4 protein-coding genes are annotated in these 6,630 nt (G+C 69.1%); 1 reads left to right on the forward strand and 3 read right to left on the reverse strand.

From position 1 onward, the window contains the following. Positions 1-263 precede the first annotated feature (263 nt). Both QZY48_RS31325 and QZY48_RS31330 read right to left on the reverse strand, forming a co-directional pair. Entirely contained in the window at positions 264-1,625 is a 1,362-nt protein-coding gene (locus tag QZY48_RS31325) for a hypothetical protein (RefSeq protein ID WP_295438026.1), read from the reverse strand. Between the two features lie 50 nt (positions 1,626-1,675). Then, positions 1,676-3,079 (reverse strand): glycoside hydrolase family 57, encoded by a 1,404-nt coding sequence (locus tag QZY48_RS31330; protein WP_295438028.1) that lies wholly within the window; start codon positions 3,077-3,079, stop codon positions 1,676-1,678. Between the two features lie 433 nt (positions 3,080-3,512). Here QZY48_RS31330 and QZY48_RS31335 point away from each other — a divergent pair, with 433 nt between their 5' ends. Then, positions 3,513-4,046, forward strand: coding sequence for a hypothetical protein (locus QZY48_RS31335; protein ID WP_295438029.1), 534 nt, complete (start codon positions 3,513-3,515; stop codon positions 4,044-4,046). Here the strand turns inward: QZY48_RS31335 and glgX are convergent. Continuing rightward, on the reverse strand, positions 4,043-6,163 hold the full coding sequence (glgX, locus tag QZY48_RS31340; RefSeq protein ID WP_295438031.1) for a glycogen debranching protein GlgX: 2,121 nt from the start codon (positions 6,161-6,163) through the stop codon (positions 4,043-4,045). The two genes, QZY48_RS31335 and glgX, sit on opposite strands and share 4 nt — an antisense overlap. Positions 6,164-6,630 lie beyond the last annotated feature (467 nt).

A 6,630-nucleotide genomic window follows, 5' to 3' on the forward strand; every position in this document is an offset into this window, starting at 1 on the left:
AAGGCTGAAGCCTTGGACTCCGGCCCCCGGGTGGCCGGAACGATGATCAAGGCCGCGCGCTGGACTCTCTCGCATCCCAAATTGCATTGCTTCTCCGATTACGACAACGACAACGACAACGACAACGACAACGACAACGACAACGACAACGATTGTGTCTGTGTTTATTTTGTTCCTGACGAGATACTTATCCGAAAAACTCCTGACATCGGTCCGCGAAGCCGGCAAGTATACCCGCTGGGGGTCTCAACCGAATGCCGACCTCAGTCGTCCCTGGTCAGGGTCAGTTCGGGCGGCGGGTTGAGCAACAGTGCCATGCGCAGCAGGGCCGGATCATCCACCGGCACGACCAATTGGAAGCGGCCCCCGGGACCGACCCGGAAGGGGTGGCCGAAGAGATCGACCAGGGTCCCCGGCGCCGCCTGCCCGGTGATACGCAGTTGCGCCTCCAGCTCGAGGCCAGCGCGCCGCAGCGGGGCCTGCTCATAGGTCAAGGACCAGCCGGGGGCCGCGAAGACCGGCGCGGGCGGGGTCGCACCGGCAGGAAGCGGCTCGGCCGCGCCGGGTGGCGCCGCGGCGGGTAGGTCCGGACCCTCCACCGGCTCGCCGGGGGCCGGCAGGCGCAGCGGCCGACCCTCCAGGGCAGGCTGACGCGGCCCCGGCGCGGGGGTCGGTGGGGTCCATCCGTCCTGGTGCCGGGCCGCGGGGATGGGCGCGAGCGGGAGCGGGGCCGCGGGGTCCAGGGGGAGCAACCCGAGCATCAGCCGCAGACCCTCTGACTCCGCTTGCGCCGCCCCGGGGGCCGCGTCGAACGCGACCGACGACGCGGGCCCATGCCATGGGGCCGCCCCCGTGGTCGCGGGCGCCGGGGCCGGCGTCCAGGGCGGGGGCGCGGGACGCTCCACCAGCGGAAAGGAGCCAGTCATGGAGACCGCAGACCCCGGCCTGAGGGCCGGCTCCTGGTCGTCGGTGGTGAGGCCGACCGCGGGCGCAGTCACCGCCGACGTCGGCGGCAAGGGGGTACCCGACGGGGGGGGCGATGGAGCAGCCGGCGCCGTCAGGACCGTCGGCGGGGCCGCCTCCAGCCGCGCCAGGTCCACCCCGACCTGGGAGACATTGTCCAGCGCGTTGGAGCGGGCCAACATCAACCAGCCGCCGTCCCCATTGGTCAGGCCGAGTTCCGCGTGATAGAGCCCGTGATCCGCCGCGACCTGGAACCGCGTCTCCCCGGCGCCCGCGCGCGCCACGGCGCCCAAATCGGCCTGGTCCACCGGATCAGCGCCCCCGTCGGGGCGGACCCGCCGCAGACGCACCACCGGCCACGGCCGACCGCCCTCGCCCGGAAAGCTGCCGCCGGCCCGCTCCAGATCATTCGCCGTCAGACGCCAGTGTGCACACAGGGCCTTGTCGGTACCGAAGAGGACCAGACCGGTCCCAGAGTCCTGACCGGGGAAGCGCGGCGGCAAGTCCGCGGCGGCAGGTGCCGCGGGCGCTATCGTCGGGTCAGGCCCCGGATCGGGTTCGGGACCGGACGGTAGCGCGCACGCCGCGTCCGGGTCTGCGGCTTCATTGCTGCACCCGGGCTGCGGGACCTCCAAGGCGGACGCCCGCGGGCCGCTGCTCATGGGCCCAGACCCGGATCGCCCGTCCCACCCCCGCGGTCGATCACCGGCCGTCAGCGCCCGGACGTCCGTCGGGGCCCGCATCCACCCTCGCCGCAGTGCGGCGCGGGTGCGGACGAGTCCGGCAGGGGGGCGGCCTGCTTGGTCGCAACCAAGGTTACGGCCGGCGACGGTGTGGCCACCGGCGGGGGTGCCGCGGCGGGTGGTGACGCCGACGCCTGGGCGCCGACTGGGGCCGCGGACTCAGACTCGCCGAGCGGATGCCCGGGGGTCCCGGGGACGGCAGGCTTCAGTGACGCCTCGGCCGCGTCCAGTTCGGCGGCGGCCGGGGTGGTGCGCTCATAGAGGAGCGGAATCCAGGCCGGTCCCCAGAACAGGAAGCAACTGGTCTGCGCCTCCAGGATCAGGCTGCGCGCGCGCTCCAGGGCCGGATGGAGGCGCCCGGCGGGCAACCGCTCACACAGGTCCCAGTAGCGGGCGCTCAAGGCGCTGACCGCGGCCGCAGCCGCGCGTTGCTGGTCGCTGCCCCCCCACTGGGAAAAGTCATAGCCGGAGCCGGTGCCGAGGTTCCAGGCCCCCGTCTGGACCTGCGCGCGGGCGACCGCCGGGTTGCGCGTCAGGTAGGCGCTGAGCGAGACCGGTGTGACCGGATACTCGCCGCCCCGGAAGTGCTCCATGTAAGGGGCGAAGAAGTGCCCGAAGAAGCCGGCCCCTTCCTCGGACTGGCGGAACCAGGCCCCGTTCTCGCCATCGGACCAGGTGGTGACCAGGCGCGCCTCGTGCGGACGCGGCGATCCGCCGGTGCGCCAGCGGACCTCGTTCTGGAACCAGTTGGCGTCGAGTCCACTCTCCTGGGCGCCGGAGACGTCGCGGTCGCGCGCCACCACCGTGATGCAGACCCCCTCGTGGCAGGCCTGGTAGGGGCGAAAGACGTCGCTGATCCCGTCCTCCGGGCGCACATGCACCCCGTCCACCACCAGATACTCGTAGCCGGCGTCGACCAGGGCCGGGATCATCTCCATGGTGAAGGCCATCTCCGGCGGCCAGAAGCCCAGCGGCGTGCGGCCGAAGGCGCGCAACATGACCAGGCGTTCGCGCTCCAACTGCTCGGCCCAATCGGCCTGGGGAATCAGGGGGAAGATGGGGTGGAAGTGGCCGGTGCCGATCAGCTCGATGTTGTCCGCCTGGGCATAGCGCTCCAGCATCTCGGGGATGTCCAGGATATGGCGGTAGCGGTCGATGATGTCCGGGTCGAGCAGTTGATCCAGCAAGACACCGGAAAACCCGATGTGCAGCCGGGCCACGTCCGGATAGCGCGCCGCGTAGCGGACCGGACGCTCGTAGCAGCGCAGAATCTGCTCCGCCTCCCAGGGGTTGGCCTCGATCAGCAGGCGCAGGTTTCCCGGCGGCTGGTGCATGTGCAACCCGAGGGCATGAAAGATCGTACTGCCAGTCATCGTCTCCACCACCCATCCGGCCGACCCCGGGCGGGGCCGCGCTAACTGCCGCGATGATCGCACGGCCACTGCCAAGGCGCCAGACGGGGCATGGGTCCCAGCCGCACGCGCGCCCCCTTGAGCGTCTGTTTCCGTGCAGCCATCGACGCGGTGCGAGCGGGGGCACGAGGGACCAACCTTGGCCGGCACCCTGGGCCGATGGCGGGCTGCCACGGGTTCGCCGATCGCGGCAACCACCGGCCGGCGGTCAAAGCCCTCGGCGAAGCCCAGTCCAGCGTCTTGGCCGCACTGAGGGTGCTGCCGGGAAGGCCCCAAACCCCTTGCGCCAAACTCAGTGTCGATCAGCGGCCCCCTTGCAGTATCATCCGCCGATCTGCTCAGATCATTTCGGCAGCGCCTTCATTGCGGCGCTGGGCTGTAGCCTGGAGGCACGATGGCGGGAACAAAACACGACGTCCTGACTGAGGAGGAACTTGCCGGTTATCGGCTGAATCCTGACCTGCTCGTGCATCTGGATGCGCTCCTCGCCAGGCATCCGGGTAAGACGTCGGCAGAAATCAACGTATTGGACTGGGGTTGCGGCAGGGGACGATCCGTTGCCAAACTGCGCGAGCGCGGCTTCAACGCCTTTGGCCTGGAAATCGATCCACGCACGCTGGCGAATGGGTTCGCGCTTTTCCAACAGCGGGGACTGGTTCCGACCGATCTGCTGAAACCGGTCGCGGAGGTCGGCAGCTTTCCTGACGCCTTCTTCCACTATCGATACGTGAATGAGCTGACGTTCTATCGCGACAATGATGTCATCCGCTCAGAGTTTATTAAGGGCGGTTTCGCGGCAGAGTACCAGGTGAGCGGCATGAGCAGCCGGGCGCGGCGACTGCTTCCCCAATTCCTCAGACGAAACGGATTCCCCAGCGGTTCCGTGCGCCTCGTCGTGAGGCGCACCGTAGGCGTCGGGCCTCGCTAGGACAGCGCAGACACCCCACCAACCACCGGCCGCCCCTCCAGCACCACCACGCTGCGCGCGCGCAGCACGAGCGGCCCCGGTGCGACCGGCCGCTGGTCCTCGGGCTTGGTCGCGTCGAGCAGTGCGCCGGCCCCGGTGTCCAGGGCGCGGTGCCAGCGCTGGCCGGTGAGCGGCGGCAGCTCGAACGGCTGCGCCGCCGCGGCCATGTTCATGGCGATGTACAGGGGCTCTTCCGCCGGTGTCAGGGGTGCCAGCGTGAAGGCCAGGGCCTGGGCCTCCGGGTCCGACCACGGCGGGTCACCGAGGTCGGGACCGTGCCAGGTCACGTCCGGCTGGTCCGCCCCATGCCGGGGCGCTCCGGCCAGGAAGCGGCGCCGCCGTAGCGAGGGGTGGCGCTTGCGCAGCGCGATCAGGCCGCGCACGAAGCGCAGCATGTCGCGGTTGCTCTCCACCAGGGACCAATCGAACCAGCCGAGCGCGTTGTCCTGGCACCAGGCGTTGTTGTTGCCGGCCTGGCCGCGCAGGACCTCATCCCCGGCCAGCAGCATCGGGATGCCCTGACTCAGGAACAGGAGCGCCAGCAGGTTTTTGGCCTGACGGCGGCGCAGGTCCAGGATCGCCGGGTCGGCGCTCTCGCCCTCCACCCCGCAGTTCCAGCTCAGATTGTCGTCGGTACCGTCCCGATTGCCTTCCCGATTGGCCAGGTTGTGCTTGCCGTTGTAGGAGACCAGGTCCCACAGGGTAAAACCGTCATGGCAGGTGACGAAGTTGATGCTGTTGATGGGTTGGCGCAGATTCGCCCCATAGAGATCGCTGCTGCCGGCGAGCCGCGTGGCCACCTCCGGGATCAGCCCCGGGTCACCGCGCACGAAGCGCCGGATGCTGTCGCGGTAGCGCCCGTTCCACTCCATCCAGCGGTAGCCGGGGAATGAGCCGACCTGATAGAGACCGGCCGCGTCCCAGGCCTCGGCAATGATCTTGGCGGCGGCCAGGGTATCGGAGAGTTCGATCCCCCACAGCACCGGCGGGTGTTCCATCGGGCGCCCGGTCCCGTCCCTCGCCATGGCGCTCGCCAGATCGAAGCGGAAGCCGTCCACATGCATCTCGCGCACCCAATACTCCAGGCAGTCCAGGATATAGCGGGCGACGAAGGGGTGATTGGCGTTGACGGTATTGCCGCAGCCGGTGAAGTCGAGATACATGGACTTGTCGAGCTGATCCAGGCAATAGAAGGTCTCGTTGCCGAAGCCCTTGAAGGACAGGGTGGGACCACGGCCGTTGCCCTCGCAGGTGTGGTTGAACACCACGTCCAGAATGACCCCGATCCCGGCCTGGTGCAGGGCCCGCACCATGTCGCGGAACTCGCGGCGATGGCTGCCCGACTGCGGCGTCACGCAGTAGCCGGGGTGGGGCGAGAAGAAGCCGAAGCTGCTGTAGCCCCAGAAGTTCTTCAGGCCCGCCTCCGCCACCGCCGCCGGTACGTCCTGCTCGTCGAAGGCCATCAGCGGCATCAGTTCCACATGGGTGATGCCCAGCTCCCGCAGATAGGGGACCTTCTCGACCAGCCCGGCAAAGGTCCCGGGGTGCTGTACGCCGGACGAGGAATGCCGGGTGAAGCCGCCCACGTGCAGTTCATAGATGATCATCTGCTCCGAGGGCACCCGCAGCACGGCGTCCCCGCACCAGTCGTATTCGTCGGCGAGCACCACGGCCCGCGGTGAATCATGCGGACTGACACCCTCCACCGCACGGCGCGGGCGGTCCCAGTCGCAGATGTTCACCGCCCGCGCCCAGGGGTCCAGGAGTTCGATATTCGGGTCGAAGCGCCACCCGTGGCCGCGCGGGTCATTGGGTCCGTCCATGCGCCACGTATAGTGGGTGCCGGGCGGCAGGTCCACCACCAGCAGGTGCCAGGAAAAGAAGCTGTGATTGACCTCCGGGTCCAGGCGGATGACCTGGAAGGGCTTGGGGCTGTCCGCCGCGGCGTACAACAGCAACTCGGCCCCGCACGCGTGGCGGCTGTAGACCGAAAAGTTGACCCCGTTGTCCTCCAGCGTGGCGCCCGGGGGATAGCGACGCCCCGGAAGGGTGCGATAGGGACCGTGAAACTCGTGCATGATCCTGACCTGATTCGTTAGACCGCGTGCGAGGCGGGTAAGGCAAGGACGCGGAAGACTCAGGGGTACACGCAACGCCATGCAGTCGCTGACCCGGTCCGGGGGCTGCGCAGCAATGCGCGGCGCACCCGCTGTGTAGGCGCCCAAGCAATTGTATTTATTTAGGAAGTTCGCCCTGATCGCCGTGGATACAGAAACGGATAGTCAAGCATAGCACGCGTCCTGCCGCGGGCGATGCGGAAAGCTGCCGAAGCCACCCGATCCGCGGACGGCAGGTGCCCCGGCCGACCGCGGGGATGGTCCGCGACTCGAGGCCACGTTCGCAACGATCGGGCGTCCACGGCTTGCGCCTTGGGGCGTAGGGCGGAACGCGCAGCGGTTCCGCCATCTTCGGGGGTGACGCCTCCCAGCCATTAAGCCAAGCCGCACGGCTACTGGGAGCGCCGCACCCCAGTGCGGCGCGGCCT

It is taken from the genome of uncultured Thiodictyon sp. (assembly GCF_903828115.1).
Classification (GTDB): Bacteria; Pseudomonadota; Gammaproteobacteria; order Chromatiales; family Chromatiaceae; genus Thiodictyon.